The following is a 24,690-nucleotide window of genomic DNA, read 5'->3' as shown; positions in this document are numbered from 1 at the left end:
TCATCGGCTATAAGATTTTCCAGGTCCTGCACTGCACTCTGCATTCCGGCGGGCAGCAGGCCCGGAGTGCAAAGAGCCAGCAGTAACGCTGCAAGCAGGCAGAAAAAAGTTTTTTTTATGTTCATGGTCATTCCACGGTTACGCTTTTGGCCAGGTTGCGGGGCTGGTCCACGTCCTTACCCAGATATACAGCCATTTCATAGGCGAAAAGCTGCAGGGCCGGCAAGGCCAGGAAGCTGTTCAAGGGATCTCCAAGCTGCGGTATTTCCCATTTTTCATCTATATCTAATTCAACACCGGGATTGGTCAAGGCAATAATTTTTCCGTTGCGTGCCCGGACTTCCATTAGATTTGACCCGATTTTATCCAGGAGATGGTTTTGCATGGCCAGGGCAAAAGTGGGCAGTTCCTGCTCGATAAGGGCGATGGGTCCGTGCTTGAGTTCGCCGGCTGGATACCCCTGGGCGTGGATGTAGGAGATCTCCTTGAGCTTGAGTGCTCCTTCCAGGGCCAGGGGATAATAGATGCCCCGTCCCAGAAAAAAGAAGCTCCGGGCCCTGGAATATTCAGGGCAGAGCTGTCTGGCCCTCTTCTGCATGTCCGGCAGCTGCGAAGTCAGCGTCTGGGGCAGAGTTTCCAGGGTCAACAGGTTCTGGGACATTTCCCGGGCTGACAGGGTGCCCCTGTTCTGTCCCCAGTACAGGCCCAGGAGGTAGAGCATAACCAGCTGGCTGCACATGGCCTTGGTGGAGGCCACGCTTATTTCCGGCCCGGCCTGGGTGTAGAGAACACTGTCCGCCTCCCGGGCCACGCTGGAGCCGACCACATTGCAAAGTCCCAATACAGGAAGTCCTTTCTGGCGGACCATACGCTGCCCGGCCAGGGTGTCTGCGGTTTCCCCGGACTGGCTTATGCTCAAGTAAAGTGTGCCCGGTTCTTCCACCAGCTCCTTGTATCTGAACTCGGATGCGATTTCTACATTTACTGGTATGCGGGCCAGGCTTTCCAGGACGTATTTGCCCCACAGTCCGGCATGATAGGATGTGCCGCAGGCCATTATGTGCAGCCTGGAAGGAGTGGGCAGAGCCTCCAGCTCTGTAAGGGTCACCCTGTTGTGTTTGCGGTCCATACGTCCGGCCAGGCAGTCGGTAATCACCTGGGGCTGCTCAAATATTTCCTTAAGCATGAAATGCCTGTAGCCGCCCTTCTGGGCGGCCTGAACATCCCAGTTGATGCGCTGGATCTGTTTGGAAAGGGGTGTTAAGCTCCGGGCGTCGTAAACAGTCCATTGACCGGCATCCATCTCCACCAGTTCGTCGTCTTCCAGGAAGACCACGTCCCGGGTAAAGGGCAGAAATGCAGGGATATCCGAGGCCACGAAATTTTCCCCGGTTCCAGCGCCCAGAATCAGGGGGCTGGCCTTCCTGGCCGCCCATATGCGGCCCTCGTGGTCCTTACTTAAAAGGGCAAAGGCATAGGAGCCGCGCACCTGGGACATGCTCCATGCCAGGGCATTGAGAATGGAATCGTGCTGCTCCAGGGCGTGGGAAATGAGGCAGACCAGTACCTCGGTATCAGTCTGGGAGCGAAAGGTGCAGCCGCAGTCCTGGAGCATGGACTTGAGCTCCTGGTAATTTTCTATGATGCCGTTGTGCACCAGGGCCAGGTTGTAGTGCACATCCAGGTGCGGGTGGGCATTGGTCTCGTTGGGCAGTCCGTGTGTGGCCCACCTTGTGTGTCCTATGCCCGAGGTGGCGTGCAGCACCCGGCCGCCTTCGAGCTTCTGCTCCAGGGCGTTCAGTTTGCCTGCGGCGCGGAACAGGTGCAGTCTCCCGGAATGGCCGAAACAGAGTCCGGCCGAATCGTAGCCGCGGTACTCCAGGCTTTTCAACCCCTGGATGATAACGGGAACAGCAGGTCTGTGCCCGGTATAGGCGATAATTCCGCACATGAGATCAGGCTCCTTACTTGTTTATCCTGGACATGAACTCTTCCCACTGCTGCATGAGATTCTGCAGGGCGCGTCCCCTGTGGCTGCGGCTGTTTTTCTGCCCTGACTCCATTTCTGCTGCACTCAATCCGGCCTGAGGATCAAAAAAAAGCGGGTCATAACCAAAACCGCCCTGTCCACGGGGTTCATCCAGGATAATCCCGGGCCATTCCCCGTGGACCACTAAGGTTTCTTCCCGGGGGGTGCACGCGCAGAGAACGCATACAAACCTGGCCTGCCTGGAGTCTCCCGAAAGGTGGTTCATTCTTTTGAGAAGCTTCTGGTTGTTTTCCAGGTCACTGGCTTTTTCCCCGGCATACCTGGCTGAATAAACTCCCGGTTCATTGTCTAAGGCCGGGACCACCAGGCCGGAATCGTCAGCCACGGATAGATGCCCTGTATGCCCGGCCACTGCCCTTGCCTTTATCAATGCGTTTTCCTCGAAGGTAGAGCCTGTTTCCGGGATATCGGCGAGCCCGGGATAGCTGTCAAGTCCTTTGACCACCAGGTCGGGACGCACGGCGGCCAGGATTTCTTCGAGTTCAGCGACCTTGCCTGAGTTGCGGGTGGCAAGGACCACAGTGAGTTTTTCTCTGGTCATAAAAGTTTCCTGTTATAAATTTGGTAATTGTTCACCTTAATGATATGACCTCCAGTGGTCCGGAAATTCGGCAAACAGGACGTAAAAACTCGCTCTCACGCCATGGCGTGAAAGCGTAAATCAAAACCTCTTCAAGTTTTTTCAACCAGTAAAGCTTCAATTATATTATGCTTTGAATTAAGTTGGGTGTTTAACGGTTTTGATTAACGCTTCCTACGTCGCTCAGATCCCGCACTTACTTTCTGGTAAATCTTGCCTTGAAAGTTGGTCAGACTTAAGAAAGTAAGTGCGGGACACAGTTTGCCGAACCCCCGGCCCCTGGCTTTTCGTCCGCAGATGCTGATTAGTTACTAATTTTGAACGTCTTGGCACGTATGTTCAGGCCTTTAGCAAGATTCCGGGACCGGCATGATTTATACTGTCTATTTTCTTTAATATAATTCTCAAGCAGATAGCAAGTCCAATAACTTGATTTGTTTGTAAATTCGGTGGAAAATAATGGCAAAGTTTAAAGTTCCAGGGACTGGAAGCTGCATGTGTGCATATCCGCCAGAAACACCCTGTTTCTAAGACAGGGGGCCTGCCCGGTCAGGATATGTATGGCTTCCCTGGCCTGCAGGGTGGCTATCATACTCACAGTGTAAGATACGTTGCCCAGGGTGATCTCTGCTCCCTGGTCATTGTCTGCCTGCCAGAAGGCGGCTGGGCTTTTGTCCCCTGGAAATACTGTGCTGGCCAGCCCGGTATTGCCGGCCACGAATCCGGTTACCAGGGGACAGTGATGGCCCTGGGCTGCTTGAAGCAGTTCCTGCCTGAATTCCACTCCCCCCAGGCAGTCCAGGACCAGGTCGGTTTCAGGCAACAGCCCGGGCAGATCATCCGGCTGCAGGTATGTACCGAAAGTCTCCACCCGGGCAAAGGGGTTTATATCTCTTGCCCTCTGGAGGGCCGCCTCCACTTTGGGCCGGCCGGTGAGATGCGTGGTGCCCAGGAGCTGGCGGTTGAGGTTGCTCAGTTCGAATACGTCTCCGTCGGCAACAAAAAGCCGCCCTGCCCCGCTTCGAACCAAAAGTTCAATAACGTATCCCCCCAGGCCGCCGGCACCCACTACAAGCACCTTAGAACGGGCCAGGTCCAGCTGCATGTCCAGGCTCATGGTTTTGAAATTACGGATATATCTCTCGGGGCAGACCTGGTTTTCCAGGGCCACGACCTGGGCCTGCCAGGGCTGAATATTGTATTTGCCGGCCAGGTCCAGAAGCGGTGCATCAAGGATGCAGGCAAAGGGATAATTATCCAGGGCATGGCTGTGCCCGGCCAGGTCCTGGACGAGGCCTTTTGTATGCATGGATCAGCCTCCCCCGACAGCGGGAAATATACCCACCCGGTCCTGGTCATTCAGGGGGGCTGAGGGATCCGCACTCTTGCCGTTGACAAAGATGATTTTTACTTCATCCATGGGGATGCCCAGGTGCTTGATCAGGTCCCCTGGAGTGGAACCGGGATCCATGTTCACCAGGCCTTCACCGGGGGTGTATGGAGAAAGGGTTGCATAACATGTTACCTGAATCTGCATAACTTCCTCTGCTGTTTTTAAGGTGGCGTCAGGCAATGTATACTTTACCTGCCGTATAAGTATGGTTTGCCTTTTAGCAAAGAGCATAATAGAATGTAAAGAAAATCCATGGCAATGCCGGAACCGGTACCCGCCTGGACCTGATTTTCAGGAAAAGAGCAGAGACAGAGTATGCTCATCAGCTGTAAATCGGCAAAGGTGTCGCTTTAGTTTCGCTTTGGTGCCCAATTTCAAGGGAGGAGACAAATGGGTCTGATGCGGATCCTGGGGTCCTGGGGTTATCCTGCTCTGGACTGGATACAGGTGGGAATAACCACCAGGTGCAATGCAGAGTGTATTTACTGCCCGAGTCCGGTATTCAGGAAAAAGGATCCCGGAAGACACATGTCCATGCAGACCTTTACCGGACTGTCCAGGGCCTTTCCCAGGGCCGGCCTGGTGTATCTCCAGGGATGGGGTGAACCCATGATGCACCCGGAATTTATGTTCATGCTCAAAATGGTCAAGGACAAGGGGACAAAGGCCGGGGTGACCAGCAATGCCAGCCTGCTGACGGACGAGCGCATCAGACGCCTGGTGGACCAGGGACTGGACGTCCTTGGACTGTCCGTGGCCGGAGTGGACGAGGCCAATGACCGCATCAGGCCGGGCAGCCCCATAAAGAAGGTACGTCAGGCCGTGGAAAATGTGCACCGCATCCGGACCCTTATGGGCAGTTCCACTCCCGCCCTGCACCTGGCCTATATGCTGCTTGGTTCCAGACGCGGGGATATCCGGCGGATGCCTGGATTTTTCAATGCCCTGGCCCCGGACCAGGTGGTGGTGAGCACTTTGACCCTGGCCCTGGATCAGGAAATGGACAAAGAAATGTATCCGGCCAGGGACAAAGATGATTTCGAGGAATTCAAGGCCGAGCTTCTGGATATGAAATCACAGGTTGACGGGCAGGAAAAAGTGTTTTTCCATGTCTACAATCCGTACCTGCCCGACGGCCCCTGTTCGGAAAATATCCATCGCGCCTGCTATGTTGACGTGGACGGCAGGGTGCTGCCCTGCGTATACACTGACGTGAGTGCAGAAGACAGGGTCTACAGGTATTTCCAGGGCCGGCCGCACCCGGTCTACCCCATTGATTTCGGGCATGTCCCGGATGATTCCCTGAAAAGCATCTGGAAAAGCAGGCAGTACCGCAAGTTCAGGGGCAGGTTCAGTGCCGGGGAGTGCCCGGAGGAGTGCGCCACCTGCACCAAGCGTTTCATAGACGACCTGACCCATGAAGACCCCGAGCCCATACGGGTGGATTACACAGGACCGGCATGAACCAGGAGCTTTTGACCATCAAGGAAATAGCCAGGAGACTTGATCTGCCTGAAAGCAACATCCGCTATTACCGGGACAGGTTTGACCGGTTTCTGCCCAGTGTGGGCCATGGGCGAAAAAAAAGGTACAAGCCCGAGGCCGTGGAAGTTTTCAGGTGCATAGTGGAAGAGCTTGGCCAAAGCAGATCCACCCAGGAGATCGAAGAGGTTCTTGCCGCCCGTTTTTCCCAGAATCCAAGCCAGGTGACCTGGCAGCAGGATAGCTTGAGTCCCGCGGCTTACGCACAGAGTGGAAGCGATGCTACTTATCTGCAGGAAGCACTTGTGACCCAGTCCCGCGCCCTGGACAAGCTTTCCCGGGCCATGCAGCTTGAACGGGGCCTTTTTGCGGACCTGCAGCAGATGCAGTCCAGGCAGGACAGGCTCAAAAGGGCCGTATACCTCTTGTGGAAAGGTTACCAGAAAAGCCTGTCCCGGGACCGAGACGGGCACCAGCCCGGGGAGGTAGAAAAGCTCAGGGAGGAAGTGGAGTCTTTGGAGACACGGCAGACTGAGCTGGAAGAAAAGCTTGAATCAGAACTAAAGTCCATGCGTGAGGAACTGCAGAAATGTCAGTTCTGGACCAAAAGGCTGCTTATGCAGTCTGCCCGGGAAAAGACTGAACCTGATAAAGGGGAGGAATCTCAAGCGGGTACTTAGAGATTCTGCACAGCTTCGGGGTTGTCCGGGTCAATGCCCACCAGGCAGATTTTGTGCTCATCCGCCAGGCTTACGGCTTCTGCGCGGTCAAAGAACAGGCTGGTTCCGGATTCGTAAGCCAGGCAGGTGGCACCGGCCTGAATCATGGTTCTTACCGTCTGGCTGCCCAGTGCCGGCAGATCAATGCGCTGGTCCTGGCCCGGCTTGAAGATCTTGACCACTGTAAGGCTGGACCCGGACAGCTCGCCTGCTCTCAAAATGGCCCTGTCGGTGCCTTCTATGGCTTCTACCGCCACCACCGCCCTTTCCTTGACCACGATGCACTGGCCTATGTCTAAGCTGCCTATCTGTTTTATGATGGGCCAGGCAAACAGGATATCTTTTTTTTCGGCAAATGAAGGGGCTCGTCTGGACTGAAGGCCCGCAGGAGATATGAGTTCCGGGACAAACTCTATGGCGGATATCACCTCCAGGCCTTCCCGGTGCAGTTCATCGGCCACAGAGCTTAAAAGAGCATTGTCGTTGCGGCTGCGCAGGTTTACCAGCAGCTTGATGGCCCTGAAGTCGGGGCGTAGATCAAAGGCCCTGGGCTTATTTATTGGGCCTGCAAAAACCACATGGGAAACCCCGGCCTGGTGCAGAAACCTGATGAGTCTGCCCAGCTGGCCGAGTTTGAGCCATACAAGCTGGTCGGTATAGGCCTGGATTTCCGGGAGGGTTTCCTTTTCAAAAGCTGCTGCCGCCACGCGGTAGCCCTGTTTGCGGGCGTTTTGAGCCACCAGGAGGGGAAAGCTGCCTCCTCCGGCTATTATCCCCAGTTTTTTACTGCCGGCCATTTCGCTCCGGGTTTCGCTCCAGGGACACCACTCCCCTGCTGCTGGACTTGAGAAAGGAGACCAGGTTGTCTGTCAGCCTTAAGCCGGAAAAATCCTGCCCCGCTTTTTCCAGGGCCTGAACATGGCTTAAGTCCGACTTCCAGATAAGATTGAATACCTTTTTCAGAGCCGAGATTTCCTCCCTGGGGAATCCGGCCCGGCGCAGTCCGATGAGATTGGGTCCCACCAGCCTGGCCCTTTCTCCTACAGCCAGCATATACGGAGGGACATCCTGGGCTATGCCGCTTTTGCCCCCGATAAAGGCGTACTCGCCTATGCGCACGAACTGGTGCACAGCGCAGAGGCCGCCAATGACCGCTTTTTGTCCCAGGTGTACGTGCCCGCCCAGGGTGGCCCCGTTGGCCATAATCACCCCGTCTTCCAGGATGCAGTCGTGGGCTACGTGGGTGTAAGCCATGAGAAAACACCCGGAACCGATGCTGGTGACACCCCTGCCGTCAGGAGTACCCCTGTTCAGGGTCGTGTACTCCCGGATCTTGTTGTCGTCCCCCAGCCTGAGCCAGGTTTCCTCGCCCTGGTACTTGATATCCTGCGGGCCTTCACCGATGCAGGCGTAGGAGTAGACGTGGTTGTTTCGTCCCAGGCTGGTGAACTTCTTGATCTGGGCAAAAGCGTCCACCCTGGTTCCCTCGCCCAGGCTGGTACTCTCCTCGATGATGACATAAGGCCCGATGACCACTCCAGGCCCCAGCTCGGCTTCAGGGTGGACTATGGCGGTTGGATGGACTTGTGTTTTCACGCCTGGTCTTCCCTGTCTACGATGGTTGCTGAAAACATACCTTCGGCGGCCACCCTGTCCTGGACCACAGCCTGGCCGTGCATGCGCCACAGGTTCATGCGGTGCCGGTCGTAAGTTATATGCATATACAGGCTGTCCCCTGGAAAGACGGGCTTTCGAAAGCGCACCTTGTCCACACCGGTAAAAAGAAAAATCTTGCCCTGCATCTGGTCCGGAACGCTTCCAGCCACCAGAAGCCCTCCGGCCTGGGCCAGGGACTCCAGAATGAGCACACCGGGCATAACCGGGTAATCCGGGAAATGCCCCTGGAAAAAAGGCTCGTTTATGGTGACGTTTTTCAGGGCCTTAAGGCTTTTAAAGGGCTCCAGCTGCACCACCCGGTCCACCAGCAGAAATGGATAGCGATGGGGCAGAAAGTTCAAGATGTCCTGAATGGACATTTCAGTTCCCGGGACCTGGTTCACTTGTCTTCTCCTTGGTTCGGTCTGTTACTGGACTGTATCTGCTTTTCAAGCTGCTTGATCCTTTTGTTCATCTGGGAGAGCCTGGGCAGAAGAACCGCGTTGCGCAGGAAAGTAGTGTGATCCATGGCCGGGATGCCGCCGGCATCGGTGTTGGCGGGCAAAGATTTTCCCACCCCGGACTTGGCCGCCACCCGGCAGTTGTCTTCGATTTCCAGATGTCCGGCAACACCCACCTGGCCCCCCAGGATGACATTGCTGCCCAGACGTACGCTTCCGGATATCCCCACCTGGGATATGAGCACGCAGTTTTCACCAGTCTGCACATTGTGGGCGATCTGGACCAGGTTGTCTATCTTGGTCCCCTTTCCTATCCTGGTTTCCCCAAGAGTAGCCCGGTCAATGGTGGTGCAGGAGCCTATCTCCACATCGTCCTCGATGACCACCCTGCCCACCTGGGGAATCTTAACACGCTCTTCACCGTCCTGGATAAAGCCGAAGCCGTCGCTGCCTATGACCGCACCCGGGTGAATAATGACCTGGTCATTTATGCGGCAGCCGGCCATAATGCTCACCTGGGGGTAAACCAGGCAGTCCCGGCCAAGAACCACATTCTCCCCGATATAGCAGTGGGGAAAGATGCGGCATCCAGGTCCTATGCGGGCATTGGCCCCGATAAAGACCATGGGGTGAATAATAGCTGTAGGGTCAATGGTGGCAGTGGAGTGGATGCCTTCCTGCCCTGGAAAACTCTCCTGCATGCCCTGAGGTTCATGAAAAAGCTGCATGACCCGGGCAAAATCCAGGTAGGGGTTTGGGCTTTTTATGGCCCTGGACACCATCTCCGCCTTTTCCGGGGGAACAATTACCGCCCCGGCCGAGGTGGTTTCAAGCCGGGGCAGGTACCTGGAATCAGACAGAAAGGACAGCTCGTCCGGTCCGGCCTGCTCCAGGGTGTTTACCCCGGTTATGTCCAGGTCTTCACCTGTGTATTCAAGTTTGAGGCGGGCTGCGATTTCAGAGAGAAGCATGGTACCCTGCCCCTTAATTCCGGGCTTCCCAGGCCTGGTTCACTTCATCCATGAGTTCGTCGGTGACGTTCATGGCATCCTTTGCGTAGATTATTCCGCTTCCTTGCGCATCCAGGATCATGTCGAACCCGTTTTTCTCGGCAAAATCATCTATGACCTCGAAAAGCAGGTCGATGATGGGATCCGAGAGTTCCTGTTCCTCCTGCTGCATCCTGGCCTGGTAGGACTGGTATTTCTGCTGGAACTGCTGCATCTTCTGGCGCAGTTCCGCCTCCATGTCCTGCTGGGCCTCCTGACTCAGGACCATACTCTGCTTCTGCAGTTCTTCCCGCAGTCTTTCCACCTCGGCCCTTTCTTCCTCCAGGTCATCACGCATCTCCTCGAACCGCAGGGTCAGCTGGCCCAGGGCCTGCTTGCCTGGTTCCGATGACTCCAGGATGCGCTGCACTTCCACTATGCCGATTTTGTTTTCCGCCAGGGCCATACTCGGAACCAGCAGGCAGATAATAAGTAAAAGAACTGTTTTTTTCATTTTATATCACTCCTTGATTTTTTGTAACTATTCTCCATCTACTTCAGTTGGATAAATTAACCGTCTAGTCTAGTTGCGGATTCATGGTCCGGGGGCTTTGCAAACTGGGCGTAAACTGTCTGAACGACGTAGGAAGCGTTAATCAAAACCGTAACAACACCGAACCTGATTCAAAGCATGTTGCAGAATATATCCTGGTTATCAAAGCAGTGTATAGGTTTTGATTTACGCTTCCTTGGAGTGAGTTTTTACGTCCTGTTTGCAAAGTCCCCGGACCATGCTGATGATCATTTTTTTATTTAAAATTCATGCCCCATGGAGAACTCGATCTGGCTGCGGCTGCTGTCCTCCAGATCGTCCAGGGCATAACCGTATTCAACCCGGATGGGGCCCATGGGAGAATACCAGCGTACACCGGCCCCGATACTCTTGTACAAGTCGAAATCCACGCTTTCCCCTTTATCCCAGACATTGCCGGCATCGAAAAAGACCAGGCCCATGAGGCCGATCTCTTCGTTCAAGGGATGCAGCAGCTCAAAATTGGTGAAGAAGTGCTTGTCGCCGCCCTTGACTTCCCCGTCGTCGAACCTCGGGGCCAGCTTGCGCGCCGCATAGCCGCGCACGCTGTTGATCCCGCCCAGGCGGAAGAGTTCAAAGTTGGGGATGTCTTCATCCGTGTTGCGCATGACGTAACCTGCCTGTCCTTTCCAGTGGAATATACTTCTGTTTAAAACTGGTCGATAGTAGTCTGAGCTGGCAATGTACTTGATGAAGTTATCATCACCCTGCAGAAGACCACCGGCATATTCAACTGAGAGCAGGTTTCTGGTTCCCCTGGAGGGGTTTATGCGCCGGTTGCGGGTGTCGCGAATGGCCGCCACATAGGCACCGCTGGACCAGTTTTCTCCTTCCAGGTCCTTGATGTCCCGGTGGGCATCGTCGTCCACATTGGTGATCTCGTAGTTTTCAAGGCGGTAATTCCAGTGCAGTCTGGTGTATTCCCCGATGGTGTAGGCGAACTTGGCCCTGCCCCCCCGGGTGTCCCGGTCGTAAGTGAAATATTCTTCATCTATCCAGTACAGGTCGGCTCCCATGCCCAGGTTGCTGTCCCGGACCCGGGGGTTCCAGAAATCCAGGTCAAAGCGGGTGGTCCGGGCTCCGAAACTTCCGCTGAAGCTCAATTGGTACCCCTTGCCAAAGAGGTTTCTCTGCTGGATCATTCCGGTGAAAAACACCCGGTCATAAGATGAGTAGCCTGCCCCGGCGGAAAGCATGCCGGTGGGCTTTTCCTCCACCTGGGTTACCAGGTCCAGCACGTTGTCGTCTTCAGTGGGTACAGGCTGAATATCCACCTGCTCAAAATAGTCCAGGCGCTGCAGTCTTTCCGTGGATCTTCGAAGGTCGCTGCCCCGGAAAAGATCTCCGTCGGTGAGGCGCATTTCCCTGCGGATGACGTTATCCCTGGTCCTGGTATTGCCCTCGATGAGTACCCGACCGATGTAGATCTTCTCGCCCTTGCTCAGGTTGTAGATGACATCGACCTTTTTTTCATCCTCGTCCACCAGCATGTTCACATCGGCTTCGGCAAAGGCATAGCCGTAGTCGGTGTAAAAATCGGCCAGGTTCTGGGTATCTTTTTGCATGGAAGAGCGGCTGAAGTACTCGCCTTCTTCTCCCAGGTCGTCCAGGATGGTCAGCTTTTTCAGTTCATCTTCGCTTACCAGGAGGTCCCCCTGGAATGATACCTCACCCATTTTGTAGCGGTGGCCTTCCTCCACGTGGAAGGTCAGGTAGATGCCGTCCTCTTCGTAGTCCACGTCCGGCTGTCCCACCCGGGCATCAATATATCCCTTGTCCGCGTAGAAGGCTTCAAGGGCGGCCACATCCCGGTCCAGAAGCTCTTCTCTTAAAACTCCTCTGCCGGTAAGCCAGGAAAAGATGCCGCGTCTTTTAAGCTCCATTTCCCCGCGCAGGGTGCGCTCGCTTATTTCCTCCGCCCCACGGATCTCGATGCCGCGGATGAACAGGCGGTTGCCCTCGTCAATATTGATGTTCAGGTTGGCTTCACGCTCGTCGATTTCACTAATGCTGTAATCAACTGTGGCGTTGTAATATCCCTTGCCCCGGTACAACTCCCGGATCCTGCCCAGGTCTTCACTGATGATCTGGGGGTTAACCACCGATCCTGTTCTGGTGGTGAGCACTTCCCGGACATCGCTTTCGCTGATATCATCGGCTCCGGATATGTTGATATTTTGTATCAGGGGCTTTTCCTCCACCACGATGGTGACTTCCTTACCCTGGGGTGTGTCCTCGACATGGAACTGTACGTCGTCGAAATATCCCAGGTCAAAGATATTGCGCAGTTCCCGGTTGAGTTTTTCCGGGTCATACATATCCCCTTCCTGGACCTGGAGGCGAAGCAGGACCACGTCCGGGTCCAGGATATCAACGCCTTCAATGTCGATGGAGGCGATGCGCTCCTCACGGAGCATTTCCTGGTAGACCTTTTCCGCCAGCTCCTCCACTGCCGGCAGGATGTTTATCACTCCTTCCTTGACTATGTAGAAAGGAACGGTTTCCCTTTCACCATAACCGTCCACAAGTCTTGCATCCAGGCTTATGTATTCGTCCACTGCATTGAAGGTGCCATAGAGGGCAAAGCGGCCGTCTCCCAGAAGGGCCAGTCTCCGGGCCTTCTCTACGTCCAGATAGCTTACTTCTTCCCGTGTGATAAGGGTCTGCCCCAGTTCCGGCTCAACAACATCCAGGCCTTTGTCCCGCAGGGAACTGGTAAGCATGGAAGGTAGACCGGTCTGTAAATATTCAAGCTCTTCAGGGGCGTTTATTTCAAAGGGCAGAACCAGGATCTGCTTTTGTCCGGCATGTGAGGTGCCGGCAGCCAGCATCAGAAGAAAAAAGGGCAGAAAGACAAGTACCCGTTGCAACAGTGAGTTATTGATTAAGGACATACATGCCACCTGATTTTAGTTCGTAATTTATATTCATGCGCGAAGCCAGGTCCAGATTGTGGGTCACCACCACTAAGGTCATGCCCAGTTCACGGTTTAAATGCAGAAGCAGATCCCCAACTTCCCGTCCTTTGGCCTCGTCCAGGTTGCCTGTGGGTTCATCCGCCAGGAGCACACCCGGCCGGGGCAGAATAGCTCTGGCGATTGCCGCACGCTGGCTTTCTCCTCCGGACAGTGTGGTAACGCTCTGGCCGGCCTTGTGCTTCAGCCCTACCTGGTCTAAGGCCTCAAGGGCGGCCTCATGGGCCTTTTTTCTGTTGATGCCGTTTATTACGGCAGGCATGGCCACGTTTTCCAGGGTGTTGAACTCGGGGAGCAAATGGTGAAACTGGAAAATGAACCCCATCTCTGTTCTTCGCAGTGCGGCCTTTTGTACAGGAGTAAGAGTGGACAGATCCTGTCCGTTGAAAAAGACCTTTCCTTCAGTGGGGTCGTCCAGGGTGCCCAGAATGTGCAGCAGAGTACTCTTGCCGCATCCCGAGGCTCCCTGGACCGCCACGGTCTCTTTTTTCTCGATGCACAGATCCACCCTGTCCAGGACAGTGATGGTTTCCGGGCCGGAAGTGAAAGACTTGCTCAGATTTTCCAGTTTGTAAAGGGGTTCATTCATGCCTAAGAGCCTCGGAGGGGTTGAGCCCCGATGCTTTGCGGGCCGGATATATGGTGGCCAGAAAGCAAAGGACCATGGCGGCTACAGCTATTATTATCAGGTCTGAAGTGTGTAAGAGCACCGGCAGGTACTCCATGAAATAGACATCCGCCGGCAAACGGATAAACTTGTAGTTCTCAAGAATATAGCAGCCTCCCAGGCCCACTGCAAAGCCCAGAGCGGTGCCAAGCCCCCCTATCATCAGTCCCAGCAGGACGAATATATTGCGGATCATCCGCCTGGTGGTGCCCATGGACATGAGTATGGCTATATCCCGGGTCTTTTCCATGACCAGCATAACCAGGGCGGTGATGATACTGAAGGAACCCACCAGGATAATCATGGCCAGGATAATGCCCATGGCGATTTTTTCCAGTTCCAGTGCGGCAAATAGATTTTCATTCATCTCCTTCCAGTTGCGCACGTAGTAGGGGTACCCCCCCAGTTTTTCAGACACCCTCTCGGACAGCTCCCGGGCGCGGTCAGCGTCGTGGACCCGCAGCTCCATGCCGGAAACCACGTCGCGGGTAAATCCCATGAGTTCCTGGGCGTCATTGATTGTGGTGTAGGCAAAAGAGGTGTCGTACTCATACATGCCTGTCCTGAAGACGCCCCGGACATCAAATGTGGTTATGCTGGGCGTGAAACCGGCTGAAGTGCCTTCCCCGGAAGGGGCCATGACATTCACTGTGTCCCCTGTGCCTGCACGGAGATTGGCGGCAAGTTCCTGTCCGATAATCAGGCCGGGGAAGTCCTTTTCTATCTCCAGGTCCAGAACGCCACCCTGGACCATTTCCTGGTCCAGCCCCAGAACTTGTTTTGCGCCCTGGGGGTCTATACCTCTCAGCACCACCCCCTTAACCCCCGAGGGAGTGCTGAGCATGACTTCGGAATAAATGAAAGGGGTTGCGCCCCTGACCCCGGCTATTTCTTCCAGGTCTCCGGCCATATCCTGGTAATCGGCTATGGTGCCGGTGTGGCTGCCCACTACAATATGAGCGTTCAGACCCAGGATCTTGTCCCGCAGGTTCTCGCTGAAACCGTTCATGACCCCCAGGACAATAATGAGAGCTGCAACACCCAGGGCCACACCCAAAACGGACAAGAGAGAAATGACCGATATAAAGGCCTGCTGCCTCTTGGCCCGGAGATAGCGCAAAGCCACTAAAAATTCGAAACGCATCAGGAAGTACCTGCCTCTGGGCGCAGAAGCGGAAAGAGAATGACCTCCCGGATTGAAGCGGAATCCGTGAAAAGCATGACCAGGCGGTCGATCCCGATGCCTTCCCCGCCCGCCGGGGGCATGCCGTATTCCAGGGCCCGGATGTAGTCCTCGTCCATGTAATGGGCCTCCACGTCACCGGCCTCCTTGTCCTGCACCTGCTCCTGGAACCGGCTTTTCTGATCCTGGGGATCATTAAGCTCAGAGAAGGCGTTGGCTATTTCCCGGCCGGCGATAAAGAGCTCGAAACGATCCGTAATGGCGGGGTCCTTATCGTTTCTCCTGGAAAGAGGAGAAATCTCTGTGGGATAATGATATATAAAATGAGGCTGCTGCAACCTGGGTTCCACCAGAAGGTCAAAAAGCTTGGCCTGCACCTTGGCCTGTTTTTCTCCCGGGACCACATTTTCACCGAGGCGTTTCACCAGGGCTTTTGCCTTTTCCGGATCCTGGTAATCCTCCGGAGCCAGCCCCCCGATCTCTTCCAGGGACTTGAAAAAAGGTATTCTGGTCCAGGGAGGAGTAAAATCAATGGTGTTGCCCTGGTAGGTAATCTGTGTGCCGCCGGTCATGTGCCTGCACAGCCCGCTTATCATTTCTTCGGTAAAATCCATGAGGTCCCAGTAATCCACGTATGCCCGGTAAAATTCAAGCATGGTGAATTCCGGGTTGTGCTGGGTGGAGATGCCTTCATTTCTGAAATTGCGGTTTATCTCGTAAACTTTTTCAAAGCCACCCACGAGCAGTCTTTTAAGATAAAGTTCAGGTGCAACCCGGAGGTAGAGCTTCATGTCCAAAGCATTGTGGTGGGTGTTGAATGGCCTTGCTGTAGCTCCCCCGGGAATGGCCTGCATCATGGGGGTTTCCACCTCGATGAAGTCCCTGGCATCGAGAAAATCCCTGATATACCTTATGATGCGGTTTCTGGCCAGAAAAATCTGTTTGGAGGAAGGGTTGACAATAAGATCCACATACCTCTGGCGATAGCGGGTCTCGACGTCCTTAAGACCGTGGTACTTCTCGGGCAGGGGGCGTACAGCCTTGGTTAAAAGCTGGATTTCTTCCGCCTTGATGGTCAATTCGCCGGTCCTGGTGCGGAACAGTGCACCGTGGACTCCGATTATATCGCCAACATCAAGCTTCTTGAAGACCTTGAATTCATTCTCGCCCAGCATGTCCCTCTGGACAAAGATCTGTATCCGGTCGCTGTGGTCCAGGATGTGAGCAAAAATGACCTTGCCGAAGGAACGCAGGGCCATGATCCTGCCTGCTACCCTGTAACAGCGTGTATCAGCTTCAAGCTCTGCGGCATCAAGGTTTCCCGCCTCCTGAAGGATGCGGCTTATGTCCGTGTCCTTGCGAAAGCTGTTGGAAAAGAGTTCTACCTGCTGTTCCTGCAGGTCCTTTATTTTCTGCCTGCGGTTTTTCAGAAGCTGGCTTTCGCTTTGATCAGGTGTGTTTTCAGGTGTCTGACTGTTTTTTTTCATGTGCTTGTATTTGGTTGCGGCTGGTCCTTCCAGGGGCCTGCTCAAAAGATTTTGGACCGGAGCTCAAGTCCAGGAGCAGAGCTCCAATCCAGATGTAAACTTTATAATTTATTTTAAAATAATGGTTCCGTCAAGAAACACGCACTCTCCGCGAGCTGAAAAAAGTCTGCTGCGGGTAGTTTTTAAAGGCGCTAAAGCAGCATGCAACTATATGCATTGTTGTTGCTGTCGGGGGGCTGACTGCTTGATTGCTCCGTTCGGATATGCCCCTGGCCATGCATTGTTCTCCCGCCCCCTTTTTGTTGCGGCATTCACGGAAGTGCAGTGATGCATCAATATGGAATCACTCTGAAATACTGGGGGCAGGGTCGACAGAAAATGCTTGACAGACGATTGACATATGATAGTTGATTTAAGTGATCAGATGTAGACTAAAGTGGTGTTACCTTTAACCGCAGGTTTTTTATGGAAAAAATTGTTATCAACAACGTGGTCAAGATTTTCGGAGATCACCCGAAAAAAGCCCTGGAGCTTCTGCGCCAGGGTGAGCCCATTTCCCAGATCCTGGACAAGACCGGCAACGTGGTAGGGGTGGCTGATGTCTCCTTTACCGTGAACGAAGGGGAGATCGTTGTGGTCATGGGGCTCTCCGGCAGCGGCAAGTCCACCCTGGTGCGCTGCATCAACCGTCTTTTCGAGCCCACGGCCGGAGAGATATATGTAGACGGGCAGGATGTCTGCAAGCTGGACACCAAGGAGTTGCGGGATTTTCGCAGGCGCAAGTTCGGCATGGTTTTTCAGAACTTTGCTCTTTTCCCGCATCGGTCCGTGATCAATAACGTTGAGTTCGGCCTGGAAGTGCAGGGAGCAGACAAGGGAGAAATGAGGCAGAAGGCTGAAACTGCTCTGGAAATGGTCGGGCTCAAGGGCTGGGGAGACAAATATCCCAGTGAACTTTCCGGGGGTATGCAGCAAAGGGTCGGTCTGGCCAGGGCTCTGGCCCTGGACCCGGATATCCTGCTCATGGACGAGGCCTTCAGTGCTCTGGACCCCCTTATCCGCAGGGATATGCAGGACGAACTCATCAACCTGCAGCAGAAAATGCAGAAGACTATTGTCTTTATCAGCCACGACCTGGATGAGGCCCTCAAAATCGGGGATCGCCTGGTGATATTAAAGGATGGGGCAGTGGTCCAGATAGGCACCCCGGAAGAGATTCTGACCAGACCGGCCACGGAGTATGTACGTAAATTCGTGGAAGAGGTGGATATCACCAAGGTTCTCACTGCTGAGTCGGTTATGAAAAAGTGCGAGGATGTGGCCTACCTGGGATCAGACGGCCCCAATGCAGCCATGCGCAAAATGAAAAAGAACGCCATTGCCTCGCTTTTTGTTTTGAATAAAGACCGCACTCTGGCCGGCATTGTTTTCGCCGGCGAGGTGCGCAGGCTGGTGGATGAGGGAGAAAGCGATCTGGAAAAAGCTATGCACAAAGATATAAAGATGGTCAGCCGGGATACCCCGGCCCAGGAACTTTTTCCCATTATGCAGGACATGTCCTACCCCGTGGCAGTTGTGGACGATGAAAACAAGCTTCTGGGGATCATAGTCAAGGGCCTGCTCTTTTCCGCCATTGCCGAACGGGGAGGTGACGTATGAGTTTTGAATTGCCGAGGATTCCTCTGGGCGATGGCATAGAAGCTGCCCTTGACTTCCTGGTTGATCATCTGGCCCTGGCCACGAGGGCTTTTTCTGCAGTGGCTGACCAGGGTCTGCGTTTCATCGAAACATCGCTTCTGGGCGTACATCCTGTGATAGTAATTGTCATTGTTACAGCTCTCGTTTTTTTCATGACCAGAAAGCGTGGGGTGACCGTCTTTACATTCCTGGGTCTTGGACTTATATGGAACATGGGTTTATGGACAGCCACCGCCAGTACTTTGAGCCTGGTGGTGGTGGCTACCCTGATCGCCATTGCCATAGGCATCCCCTTGGGGATCATTGCCGGACTAAGTGACTGGGTTTATCGAATTGTCCGGCCCATACTTGATTTTATGCAGACGCTGCCGGCTTTTGTTTACCTTATCCCGGCCATCCCTTTTTTCGGGCTGGGCAAAGTGGCCGCTATTTTTGCCACTGTGGTCTTTTCCATGCCGCCGGCCATCAGGTTCACCAACCTTGGCATCAGGCAGGTACCCAAGGAGCTCACCGAGTGTGCAGATGCCTTTGGTGCCGACCGCTGGCAGAAGCTGTTCAAGATCCAGCTGCCCCTGGCCAAGACAACTATTATGGGGGGAGTCAACCAGACTGTGATGCTGGCTCTGTCAATGGTGGTTATCGCGGCCATGATCGGGGCCGGCGGGCTCGGTGGCGAAGTATGGCGGGCCATTCAACGCCTGCAGCCTGGTGCCGGATTTGAGGCGGGTATCGGAATTGTAATTCTGGCAATTATATTAGACAGGTTGTTGCAAAGCCTGGCTTCTAAAGATTAATCTTCATGATACTTTGGAGGTCCGGTCAAATAAAATGAGGGCTGTGAAATTGAATGGCCGGGTTTAAGCATACTGGTCCCATAGCCCTTCAACCCTTAAAAGAATGTAAGGAGGTTTACAATGATTAAAAAAGGTTTGGCAGTATTGTCTGTGCTGGCGTTGCTTATGGGTTTTGCTTCCAGTAATGCCGGGGCCCAGGACAGGCTGACCCTGGCTTACGTGGAATGGGACTGCGCAGTGGCCAGCACTGATGTAGCTAAAGCGGTTCTCCAGGAGGAACTCGGGTACAATGTCGAGAGCATGTCCGTCAGCGCAGCCGCCATGTGGCAGGGCGTAGCCTCGGGAGATGTGGATGCCCATGTGGCTGCATGGCTGCCTGTTACCCACGGCGATTATATGGATGCCACAGAGGGACAGCTTGAAGACCTTGGGAAGCTTACAGATGGTGCAAAGATCGGTCTTGTTGTACCTGAGTACGTAGACATTGACAGCATTGAAGATCTTAATGACTATGCTGATGAATTTAATGGCAGGATTACAGGGATTGACCCCGGAGCGGGCATCATGTCCAGGACTGAAGAGGCCCTGGATGAATACGGACTTACTGAATTCGAACTGCAGGAAGGAAGCGACGCTACCATGAGTGCCGCCCTGAGAGACGCCACCCGCCGCGATGAGTGGATTGTTGTGACCGGATGGTCTCCTCACTGGAAATTTGGACGCTGGGATCTCAAGTATCTTGAAGACCCCAAAGAGGTATACGGTGAAGCCGAGCATATCAGCAAAATGGCCCGCCAAGGCCTTGCCGACGATGCTCCCGAAGCATACGAGTTCCTCAAGAACTTTTCCTGGACCCAGGAAGAGATGGCTGTGCTCATGGAATGGAACGAAGACGGCGGTGATTCCTATGAAAACGCCGTACGCTTCATTGAGGAGCATCCTGATCTTGTAGACCAGTGGCTGGGAAGATAAAAAAACCTTGACGTGTCATTTCATTTGAGTTAATCATATGTCTTTGCAGGGCGAAATAAAGCCCTGCAAAGACATATTTTTTCCAAGACAAATTTTTCTCAATGTTCCCCGGCAGCTCAATTACGCCTCCGGCGTAACAGAGCGGGTGGCTGTAATCACGCTGGGGCGTGATTGGCGGTTCAAAAATAAGATTACTCTCTATGTTCCCCGGTAGCTCAATCGGCAGAGCGGGTGGCTGTTAACCACTAGGTTGGCGGTTCAAGTCCGTCCCGGGGAGCCAATTTTCAAGGCCTCTGGAGCAATTCAGAGGCCTTTATTTTGGATTTTAGCAAATGTTTTGCTGTTTTTCGTTAGGTGGCTGTTAATCACGCCTGTGGCGTGATTGGCGGCCTGTCACGCCGGAGGCGTGATTCAAGTCCGTCCCGGGGAGCCAATTTTCAAGGCCTCTGGAGCAATTCAGGGGCCTTTTTTTATTCCCATGCCATATTTTGTCTACATCCTTCAAAGCAGCAGTACCGGCCGTTACTACTGTGGCCAGACTGACGACCTGACCAAACGCCTGGCCCAGCATAATGATCCATCCCAGATGCTTACGCTGACGACAAAAAGGCACCGTGGTCCATGGGATCTGATATGGAGCCAGGAGCTCGAAACCCGCCAGGAAGCACTACGCTTGGAGCGCAGGATAAAGAAGCGTGGCATAGGACGGTACTTGGCAGATACTGGTAAGAGCCAGTTTCAGCACAGGGCTGATTAATCACGCCTGTGGCGTGACTGGCGGCCTGTCACGCTGGAGGCGTGATTCAAGTCCGTCCCGGGGAGCCAATTTTCAAAGGGGCTGAACTTCGATATAAGTTCAGCCCCTTTTTTATTGTCTGGCGGTCCAGTTATTGAGATACGGTTATATTACCTGAAGCCGGCAGGAAAGTGCCTGAGCCATGAGGCACAGGTTCAAATGTGTCTTTTACTGTCCATTTTTTGTAGAACCACCAGGTTTTGCAGGTATTTTGAAAGCTTGTGCAGCAGCCTATAAGCATATATAAACAAGTGCAGTCTTTTCAGGTAAAGCAAAGGAAGTGATGAGCTGACCTGATGCTTTTGACGGGCGAACACTCAAAACAGAGATTCAAAATGGGATAAATTATGGCAGAAAAGGACTCAGTTAAAGAATATGATGTGATAATCGTGGGATGTGGTCCGGCTGGACTCTTTGCTGCTTATTATCTGGGCGAGCATACGGACCTCAATGTCTTGGTCCTTGAAAAGGGCAAGTCTTCCCGGAAAAGGCTCTGTCCAATAAATGGGGAAAAGGAGTGCATGCGCTGCAGGCCCTGCAATATAATGTCCGGTGTTGGTGGAGCAGGCCTTTTTTCCGACGGCAAGCTCAATTACATCCACAAGCTGGGCAAGACGGATCTGACCCAGTTTATGCCTGTTTCAAAAGCCAGTGAGCTCATCCGCGACACTGAAGAGATTTACAACCGTTTCAACATGGATGGAAAAGTTTACCCCACGGACTGGGAAAAAGCCAGAAAAATCCGCAAAGATGCTCTGAAAAACGGCATTGACCTTTTGCTCATCCGGCAAAAGCACCTGGGAAGCGACAAGCTGCCCGGACATATTTCCGCTATGGCTGAATACGTCCGGGGCAAGGGTGTAAACATCCATACCTCTGAAGAGGTCAAAGATATTCTGGTGGAGCAGGGGCGGGTGCAGGGAGTGGCAACCAGCCGCAGAGAGTACAGGGCCCCAAGCGTGATCCTGGCTCCGGGCAGGGTAGGAGCGGAGTGGATGGGGGATCTGGCCCGGCGGCACGGTCTGAATATATCTCAAAGAGGTATCGAGGTGGGAGTGCGGGTGGAAGTAAGCCGGGATATCATGAGCGATCTATGCGACGTGATTTATGATCCGACCTTTTTTATCCGCACCAATACCTACGATGACCAGGTCCGCACCTTTTGTACCAACCAGGGCGGCTTCGTGGCCCTGGAAAACTACCAGGACTTTGTCTGTGTCAACGGCCACGCCTATATGGACAAAAAGTCGGACAACACCAACTTTGCTTTTCTTTCCAAGGTTGTCCTGGAAGATCCTGTAACCAGCAACCAGGCGTACGGTGAATCCATAGGCCGGCTGGCCACAATCATCGGCGGGCACAGGCCTATACTGCAGCGCTTTGGTGACCTCAGGCGCGGAAGACGCTCCACATGGAACCGTGTGCGCAACAGCTTTGTTGAGCCCACCATGAAGAATGTAACCTGCGGAGATATCGCCATGGCCCTGCCGGAGCGAATCCTGCGAAACATTGTCGAGGGGCTGGAAAAGTTGAATAAGGTGATACCAGGTGTGGCCAGCGAGGGGACCCTGCTTTACGCACCCGAGATCAAGTTTTTCGCCACCCAGGTTCAGTCCAGCAATGTCCTGGAGACTGCGGTCAAAGGGCTTTTCGTGGCCGGAGACGGCCCCGGAGTCGCTGGCAATATAGTTTCCGCCTCAGCTACAGGACTGATCCCGGCCAAGGAAATCGCCTGGAGGCATGCAACCGGGGCAGGTGATAGCTGATCTCCGGCCGGGGTTGTCCGAAAGGATCGCTATGGGCTGATCAGTCCATCTGCACGATTTCCCAGGTTCCATCGGGCTGCCTGCAGGCGGTACCATACAATGTTTTTTCTTCGCCGCCTATGTCGGCTTCAGTGGTGAATTCCCGGCAGTACTGTCCCTCGTCGCCTTTATAGGTTTCCTTGGGGGTTACTTCGTGGGATATGTCGGTATTGGGGTTTTCCCACTGGGATGTTTCTCCGTCAGGCTTGGTTTCCAGGGTCTGACCCATTTTCTGCTGGTCCATTTCGTCCATGCGGTCCAGGTAGCTCCCTACATATCCGCCCAGGGCCGCGCCTGCAAGGGTACCGCCGATGATTGCAGCAGTCTGCCCGGTGCCGCTGCCTATCTGTGAGCCGATTACGCCGCCTCCTATGCCTCCCAGGCCGGCTCCGCCCACAGTGTGCTTCTGTCCTCCGCAGCCGGCGATCAAGGCCAGAGCTGCCAGAACGACTGCCAAGTAAATTATGGTGCGCATAGCTTTCCTCCAGAATATTTTTTTGAATTAAATGCATGCATTATCCACGCCACAAAAAAATAATACGTCTGAAGGCCATGTAAACAGGCACCATCCAGGAAGCCGGGTCATGGGTATGCGGGCAAAAGCGCTACATGTGCCAATGTGGCCTGTTGTTCTGGAGATTGCTAATAATTCCCGGGGTGATTAGCTTTTTTGCTGAAAAGATAAAAATCATGCCGGACAGAATGATGTGGATCAGGCGCTGCAGGTCAGGACTGGCAGGGACAGATAATGCCTGCCTGACAATGGGTGCATTGACATTGCCGCCTGCCTGGGCAAAGATAAACAGCAGTTACTCTATCGCCTCCCTGGGGCGATAGAGTTTTCTTTTGCAATCCTTCAGGACAGCTGATGCACGACTCTGACCAGACAACATATAAAGAACCGGTTGTACTCACCCGCAGGGGCATGGCCCGGGGGTTCATGAAGTGTATTCCACTGGGGTTGGGGGTTTTTGCCTACGGCCTGGTCTTTGGAGTGCTGGCGGTGCAGGCGGGCATGTCTCCACTGCAGGCCCAGATCATGAGCCTGACTGTTTTTGCCGGGGCCTCCCAGCTCATGGCCCTGGAGCTCTGGTCTGCCCACCTGCCTGTCCTGGCCATTACAGCCACGACCCTGGCCGTCAATCTCAGGCACCTGCTCATGGGGGCGGCCATGCGGGACTGGCTGGTGCGTCTGCCCCCGTCCAGATCTTATCTTAGCGTTTTTTTCATGACAGATGAATCCTGGGCCCTGTCGGTCAGGGAAATGGCCGAAGGCAAAAAAGACGCCGGCTTTCTCCTGGGGGCGGGACTTTGCATCTATATGTTCTGGAACGCTTCCACCGGGGTCGGGGCCACCATGTCCTCCCTTGTGGACAGATATTTTGCAGATCCGGCAGTACTGGGCCTGGATTTTGCCTTTACCGCGGTATTCATCGCCCTGCTCATCTTCTTCTGGAGGGGCAGATCCCAGATTCCGGTATGGCTGGTGGCCGGAGCAGTCGCCTGGATTGCCTTCATGCTCTTCCCGGGAAAATGGTATATTATTCTGGGAGGTCTGGCCGGAGGGATTGTGGGAGCATTGAGGGATGCTTGAAAACTTTGATCTGCTTTTTGCCGTCACCATTTTGCTCATGACCCTGGTCACCTATTTTACCCGGGCCGGCGGGCTTTTCGTAGTCAGCAGGATTACACCGACCCCGCGGGTCAGGGCCTTTTTAAATCATGTCCCGGCCTCCATCCTGGTGGCCATAATCGTCCCCAGCCTGGCGGACAAGGGTCCGGCCGAGTTTATTTCCGCAGCTGTCACCGTGGCTGCCGCAGCCTGCACCCGCAATCTCCTGCTCTCTCTTCTGGCCGGGCTTTTATGCGTATCCGCGCTTAGAGCCTTTGTATTCTAAGGGCGTTTCTCACTTAACTTTTGATCTGCTGCAGATTTGATTTGACTTCCGGAGGTTATTATAGAAATTTGTCCCCGCCACAGGCTTTCTGGCCAGGGAATAAGGCTGAACTCAATAAAATCAAAAGGGAGAGTTAGACATGAACGAGCGCTACCTGATTCAAAAGATCGCCACCTGTGACAAGTGCCATGGACACGGTAAAGTTGAAAATCCCCTCTGGACGGAACTTATTGAAGAAGTAGGGGAGGACTACCTCAAGAACCTGAGCAAGCAGGACTACAACCAGCTTTTGATTGAAAAGGGCCTTCTGAGTTTCGGACGCTACGAGCCCCGGGAGATGAAGTGCAAAAACTGCAAGGGATCAGGCGAGTTTTTCAATAATGTCAACCTGGAAGATGTGCCTGTGGTGCAGGATCTCATGAAGCGCCTGGAAAACCTGGAAAATAAATCCTGAGTAACCATTCAGGGAGCCGGCCAGGGGACAGTCCCCGCG

24 protein-coding genes and 1 tRNA gene are annotated in these 24,690 nt (G+C 54.0%); 11 read left to right on the top strand and 14 right to left on the bottom strand.

The annotated features are described in order from the left end of the window. Window positions 1-127: 127 nt before the first annotated feature. The 4 genes from glmS to D5S03_RS06285 form a co-directional block, all read right to left on the bottom strand. Complete coding sequence (gene glmS / locus D5S03_RS06300) at window positions 128-1,951, bottom strand: glutamine--fructose-6-phosphate transaminase (isomerizing) (protein ID WP_287043047.1); 1,824 nt, start codon at window positions 1,949-1,951, stop codon at window positions 128-130. 13 nt (window positions 1,952-1,964) lie between these two features. After that, a complete protein-coding gene (locus tag D5S03_RS06295) occupies window positions 1,965-2,591 on the bottom strand; it encodes an XTP/dITP diphosphatase (RefSeq protein ID WP_287043045.1) in 627 nt (208 codons plus the stop codon). 508 nt (window positions 2,592-3,099) lie between these two features. Beyond that, window positions 3,100-3,939, bottom strand: coding sequence for a HesA/MoeB/ThiF family protein (locus D5S03_RS06290; protein WP_008869893.1), 840 nt, complete (start codon window positions 3,937-3,939; stop codon window positions 3,100-3,102). Between the two features lie 3 nt (window positions 3,940-3,942). After that, complete coding sequence (locus tag D5S03_RS06285) at window positions 3,943-4,167, bottom strand: MoaD/ThiS family protein (protein WP_008869894.1); 225 nt, start codon at window positions 4,165-4,167, stop codon at window positions 3,943-3,945. 246 nt (window positions 4,168-4,413) lie between these two features. Here D5S03_RS06285 and D5S03_RS06280 point away from each other — a divergent pair, with 246 nt between their 5' ends. Together D5S03_RS06280 and D5S03_RS06275 are read left to right on the top strand one after the other, a co-directional pair. Next, window positions 4,414-5,487: a radical SAM protein gene (locus D5S03_RS06280; RefSeq protein ID WP_008869895.1), complete on the top strand. Its 1,074-nt coding sequence runs from the start codon at window positions 4,414-4,416 to the stop codon at window positions 5,485-5,487. Next, window positions 5,484-6,185, top strand: a complete 702-nt coding sequence (locus D5S03_RS06275; RefSeq protein WP_287043043.1) for a MerR family transcriptional regulator — start codon at window positions 5,484-5,486, stop codon at window positions 6,183-6,185. The genes D5S03_RS06280 and D5S03_RS06275 overlap by 4 nt, the downstream gene beginning before the upstream one ends. Here the strand turns inward: D5S03_RS06275 and D5S03_RS06270 are convergent. From D5S03_RS06270 to lysS, 9 genes are all read right to left on the bottom strand, one after another. Then, a complete protein-coding gene (locus D5S03_RS06270; protein WP_287043041.1) occupies window positions 6,182-7,021 on the bottom strand; it encodes an LpxI family protein in 840 nt (279 codons plus the stop codon). The genes D5S03_RS06275 and D5S03_RS06270 overlap by 4 nt on opposite strands. After that, window positions 7,008-7,820: an acyl-ACP--UDP-N-acetylglucosamine O-acyltransferase gene (gene lpxA / locus D5S03_RS06265; RefSeq protein ID WP_287043039.1), complete on the bottom strand. Its 813-nt coding sequence runs from the start codon at window positions 7,818-7,820 to the stop codon at window positions 7,008-7,010. The genes D5S03_RS06270 and lpxA overlap by 14 nt, the downstream gene beginning before the upstream one ends. After that, on the bottom strand, window positions 7,817-8,260 hold the full coding sequence (gene fabZ, locus D5S03_RS06260; protein WP_040418377.1) for a 3-hydroxyacyl-ACP dehydratase FabZ: 444 nt from the start codon (window positions 8,258-8,260) through the stop codon (window positions 7,817-7,819). Before fabZ ends, lpxA begins: the two co-directional genes overlap by 4 nt. A gap of 20 nt (window positions 8,261-8,280) precedes the next feature. After that, on the bottom strand, window positions 8,281-9,312 hold the full coding sequence (lpxD, locus tag D5S03_RS06255; protein WP_287043038.1) for a UDP-3-O-(3-hydroxymyristoyl)glucosamine N-acyltransferase: 1,032 nt from the start codon (window positions 9,310-9,312) through the stop codon (window positions 8,281-8,283). Window positions 9,313-9,325: 13 nt separating this feature from the next. Continuing rightward, entirely contained in the window at window positions 9,326-9,844 is a 519-nt protein-coding gene (locus D5S03_RS06250; RefSeq protein WP_008869901.1) for an OmpH/Skp family outer membrane protein, read from the bottom strand. A 299-nt stretch (window positions 9,845-10,143) separates the two neighbouring features. Continuing rightward, the gene (gene bamA, locus D5S03_RS06245; RefSeq protein ID WP_287043037.1) at window positions 10,144-12,816 is read right to left on the bottom strand and encodes an outer membrane protein assembly factor BamA; all 2,673 of its coding nucleotides are present in this window, start codon (window positions 12,814-12,816) and stop codon (window positions 10,144-10,146) included. After that, window positions 12,800-13,486: an ABC transporter ATP-binding protein gene (locus D5S03_RS06240; protein ID WP_008869903.1), complete on the bottom strand. Its 687-nt coding sequence runs from the start codon at window positions 13,484-13,486 to the stop codon at window positions 12,800-12,802. The genes bamA and D5S03_RS06240 overlap by 17 nt, the downstream gene beginning before the upstream one ends. Beyond that, window positions 13,479-14,708, bottom strand: coding sequence for a lipoprotein-releasing ABC transporter permease subunit (locus D5S03_RS06235; protein WP_287043036.1), 1,230 nt, complete (start codon window positions 14,706-14,708; stop codon window positions 13,479-13,481). The genes D5S03_RS06240 and D5S03_RS06235 overlap by 8 nt, the downstream gene beginning before the upstream one ends. Then, complete coding sequence (gene lysS / locus D5S03_RS06230) at window positions 14,708-16,234, bottom strand: lysine--tRNA ligase (RefSeq protein WP_287043035.1); 1,527 nt, start codon at window positions 16,232-16,234, stop codon at window positions 14,708-14,710. The genes D5S03_RS06235 and lysS overlap by 1 nt, the downstream gene beginning before the upstream one ends. 465 nt (window positions 16,235-16,699) lie before the next feature. Here lysS and D5S03_RS06225 point away from each other — a divergent pair, with 465 nt between their 5' ends. The 6 genes from D5S03_RS06225 (at window position 16,700) to D5S03_RS06205 (ending at window position 22,260) form a co-directional block, all read left to right on the top strand. Next, window positions 16,700-17,893, top strand: coding sequence for a quaternary amine ABC transporter ATP-binding protein (locus D5S03_RS06225; RefSeq protein WP_287043034.1), 1,194 nt, complete (start codon window positions 16,700-16,702; stop codon window positions 17,891-17,893). Further along, entirely contained in the window at window positions 17,890-18,726 is an 837-nt protein-coding gene (locus D5S03_RS06220; protein WP_008869907.1) for an ABC transporter permease, read from the top strand. Before D5S03_RS06225 ends, D5S03_RS06220 begins: the two co-directional genes overlap by 4 nt. A 120-nt stretch (window positions 18,727-18,846) precedes the next feature. After that, window positions 18,847-19,698, top strand: a complete 852-nt coding sequence (locus tag D5S03_RS06215; protein WP_008869908.1) for a glycine betaine ABC transporter substrate-binding protein — start codon at window positions 18,847-18,849, stop codon at window positions 19,696-19,698. Between the two features lie 204 nt (window positions 19,699-19,902). Next, window positions 19,903-19,978: transfer RNA gene (locus D5S03_RS06210), tRNA-Asn, on the top strand. 198 nt (window positions 19,979-20,176) lie between these two features. After that, window positions 20,177-20,455 carry a GIY-YIG nuclease family protein gene (locus D5S03_RS13755; protein ID WP_008869910.1) on the top strand — a complete coding sequence of 93 codons (279 nt, stop codon included), beginning with the start codon at window positions 20,177-20,179 and terminating at the stop codon, window positions 20,453-20,455. A gap of 386 nt (window positions 20,456-20,841) precedes the next feature. Continuing rightward, window positions 20,842-22,260 carry an NAD(P)/FAD-dependent oxidoreductase gene (locus D5S03_RS06205; protein WP_008869911.1) on the top strand — a complete coding sequence of 473 codons (1,419 nt, stop codon included), beginning with the start codon at window positions 20,842-20,844 and terminating at the stop codon, window positions 22,258-22,260. 40 nt (window positions 22,261-22,300) lie between these two features. On the opposite strand, the gene D5S03_RS06200 is transcribed toward D5S03_RS06205, so the two are convergent. Continuing rightward, a complete protein-coding gene (locus D5S03_RS06200) occupies window positions 22,301-22,774 on the bottom strand; it encodes an RT0821/Lpp0805 family surface protein (RefSeq protein ID WP_008869912.1) in 474 nt (157 codons plus the stop codon). Window positions 22,775-23,167: 393 nt separating this feature from the next. On the opposite strand from D5S03_RS06200, the gene D5S03_RS06195 reads away from it, so the two are divergent. The 3 genes from D5S03_RS06195 (at window position 23,168) to D5S03_RS06185 (ending at window position 24,651) form a co-directional block, all read left to right on the top strand. Next, window positions 23,168-23,893, top strand: coding sequence for an AzlC family ABC transporter permease (locus tag D5S03_RS06195; RefSeq protein ID WP_008869913.1), 726 nt, complete (start codon window positions 23,168-23,170; stop codon window positions 23,891-23,893). Further along, window positions 23,886-24,197 carry an AzlD family protein gene (locus D5S03_RS06190; protein ID WP_008869914.1) on the top strand — a complete coding sequence of 104 codons (312 nt, stop codon included), beginning with the start codon at window positions 23,886-23,888 and terminating at the stop codon, window positions 24,195-24,197. The genes D5S03_RS06195 and D5S03_RS06190 overlap by 8 nt, the downstream gene beginning before the upstream one ends. A 139-nt stretch (window positions 24,198-24,336) precedes the next feature. Beyond that, window positions 24,337-24,651, top strand: coding sequence for a hypothetical protein (locus D5S03_RS06185; protein WP_008869915.1), 315 nt, complete (start codon window positions 24,337-24,339; stop codon window positions 24,649-24,651). The last annotated feature ends 39 nt before the right edge of the window (window positions 24,652-24,690 follow it).

The organism is Desulfonatronospira sp. MSAO_Bac3 (assembly GCF_003838035.1).
GTDB lineage: Bacteria > Desulfobacterota > Desulfovibrionia > Desulfovibrionales > Desulfonatronovibrionaceae > Desulfonatronospira > Desulfonatronospira thiodismutans.
This window is presented reverse-complemented; position numbering and strand designations above follow the sequence as displayed.

Coding starts and splice junctions, on each gene's coding strand:
- glmS (WP_287043047.1), bottom strand. CDS start 1,951: ATGTGCGGAATTATCGCCTATACCGGGCACAGACCTGCTGTTCCCGTT.
- D5S03_RS06295 (WP_287043045.1), bottom strand. CDS start 2,591: ATGACCAGAGAAAAACTCACTGTGGTCCTTGCCACCCGCAACTCAGGC.
- D5S03_RS06290 (WP_008869893.1), bottom strand. CDS start 3,939: ATGCATACAAAAGGCCTCGTCCAGGACCTGGCCGGGCACAGCCATGCC.
- D5S03_RS06285 (WP_008869894.1), bottom strand. CDS start 4,167: ATGCAGATTCAGGTAACATGTTATGCAACCCTTTCTCCATACACCCCC.
- D5S03_RS06280 (WP_008869895.1), top strand. CDS start 4,414: ATGGGTCTGATGCGGATCCTGGGGTCCTGGGGTTATCCTGCTCTGGAC.
- D5S03_RS06275 (WP_287043043.1), top strand. CDS start 5,484: ATGAACCAGGAGCTTTTGACCATCAAGGAAATAGCCAGGAGACTTGAT.
- D5S03_RS06270 (WP_287043041.1), bottom strand. CDS start 7,021: ATGGCCGGCAGTAAAAAACTGGGGATAATAGCCGGAGGAGGCAGCTTT.
- fabZ (WP_040418377.1), bottom strand. CDS start 8,260: ATGTCCATTCAGGACATCTTGAACTTTCTGCCCCATCGCTATCCATTT.
- lpxD (WP_287043038.1), bottom strand. CDS start 9,312: ATGCTTCTCTCTGAAATCGCAGCCCGCCTCAAACTTGAATACACAGGT.
- D5S03_RS06250 (WP_008869901.1), bottom strand. CDS start 9,844: ATGAAAAAAACAGTTCTTTTACTTATTATCTGCCTGCTGGTTCCGAGT.
- bamA (WP_287043037.1), bottom strand. CDS start 12,816: ATGTCCTTAATCAATAACTCACTGTTGCAACGGGTACTTGTCTTTCTG.
- D5S03_RS06240 (WP_008869903.1), bottom strand. CDS start 13,486: ATGAATGAACCCCTTTACAAACTGGAAAATCTGAGCAAGTCTTTCACT.
- D5S03_RS06235 (WP_287043036.1), bottom strand. CDS start 14,708: ATGCGTTTCGAATTTTTAGTGGCTTTGCGCTATCTCCGGGCCAAGAGG.
- lysS (WP_287043035.1), bottom strand. CDS start 16,234: ATGAAAAAAAACAGTCAGACACCTGAAAACACACCTGATCAAAGCGAA.
- D5S03_RS06225 (WP_287043034.1), top strand. CDS start 16,700: ATGGAAAAAATTGTTATCAACAACGTGGTCAAGATTTTCGGAGATCAC.
- D5S03_RS06220 (WP_008869907.1), top strand. CDS start 17,890: ATGAGTTTTGAATTGCCGAGGATTCCTCTGGGCGATGGCATAGAAGCT.
- D5S03_RS06215 (WP_008869908.1), top strand. CDS start 18,847: ATGATTAAAAAAGGTTTGGCAGTATTGTCTGTGCTGGCGTTGCTTATG.
- D5S03_RS13755 (WP_008869910.1), top strand. CDS start 20,177: ATGCCATATTTTGTCTACATCCTTCAAAGCAGCAGTACCGGCCGTTAC.
- D5S03_RS06205 (WP_008869911.1), top strand. CDS start 20,842: ATGGCAGAAAAGGACTCAGTTAAAGAATATGATGTGATAATCGTGGGA.
- D5S03_RS06200 (WP_008869912.1), bottom strand. CDS start 22,774: ATGCGCACCATAATTTACTTGGCAGTCGTTCTGGCAGCTCTGGCCTTG.
- D5S03_RS06195 (WP_008869913.1), top strand. CDS start 23,168: ATGCACGACTCTGACCAGACAACATATAAAGAACCGGTTGTACTCACC.
- D5S03_RS06190 (WP_008869914.1), top strand. CDS start 23,886: ATGCTTGAAAACTTTGATCTGCTTTTTGCCGTCACCATTTTGCTCATG.
- D5S03_RS06185 (WP_008869915.1), top strand. CDS start 24,337: ATGAACGAGCGCTACCTGATTCAAAAGATCGCCACCTGTGACAAGTGC.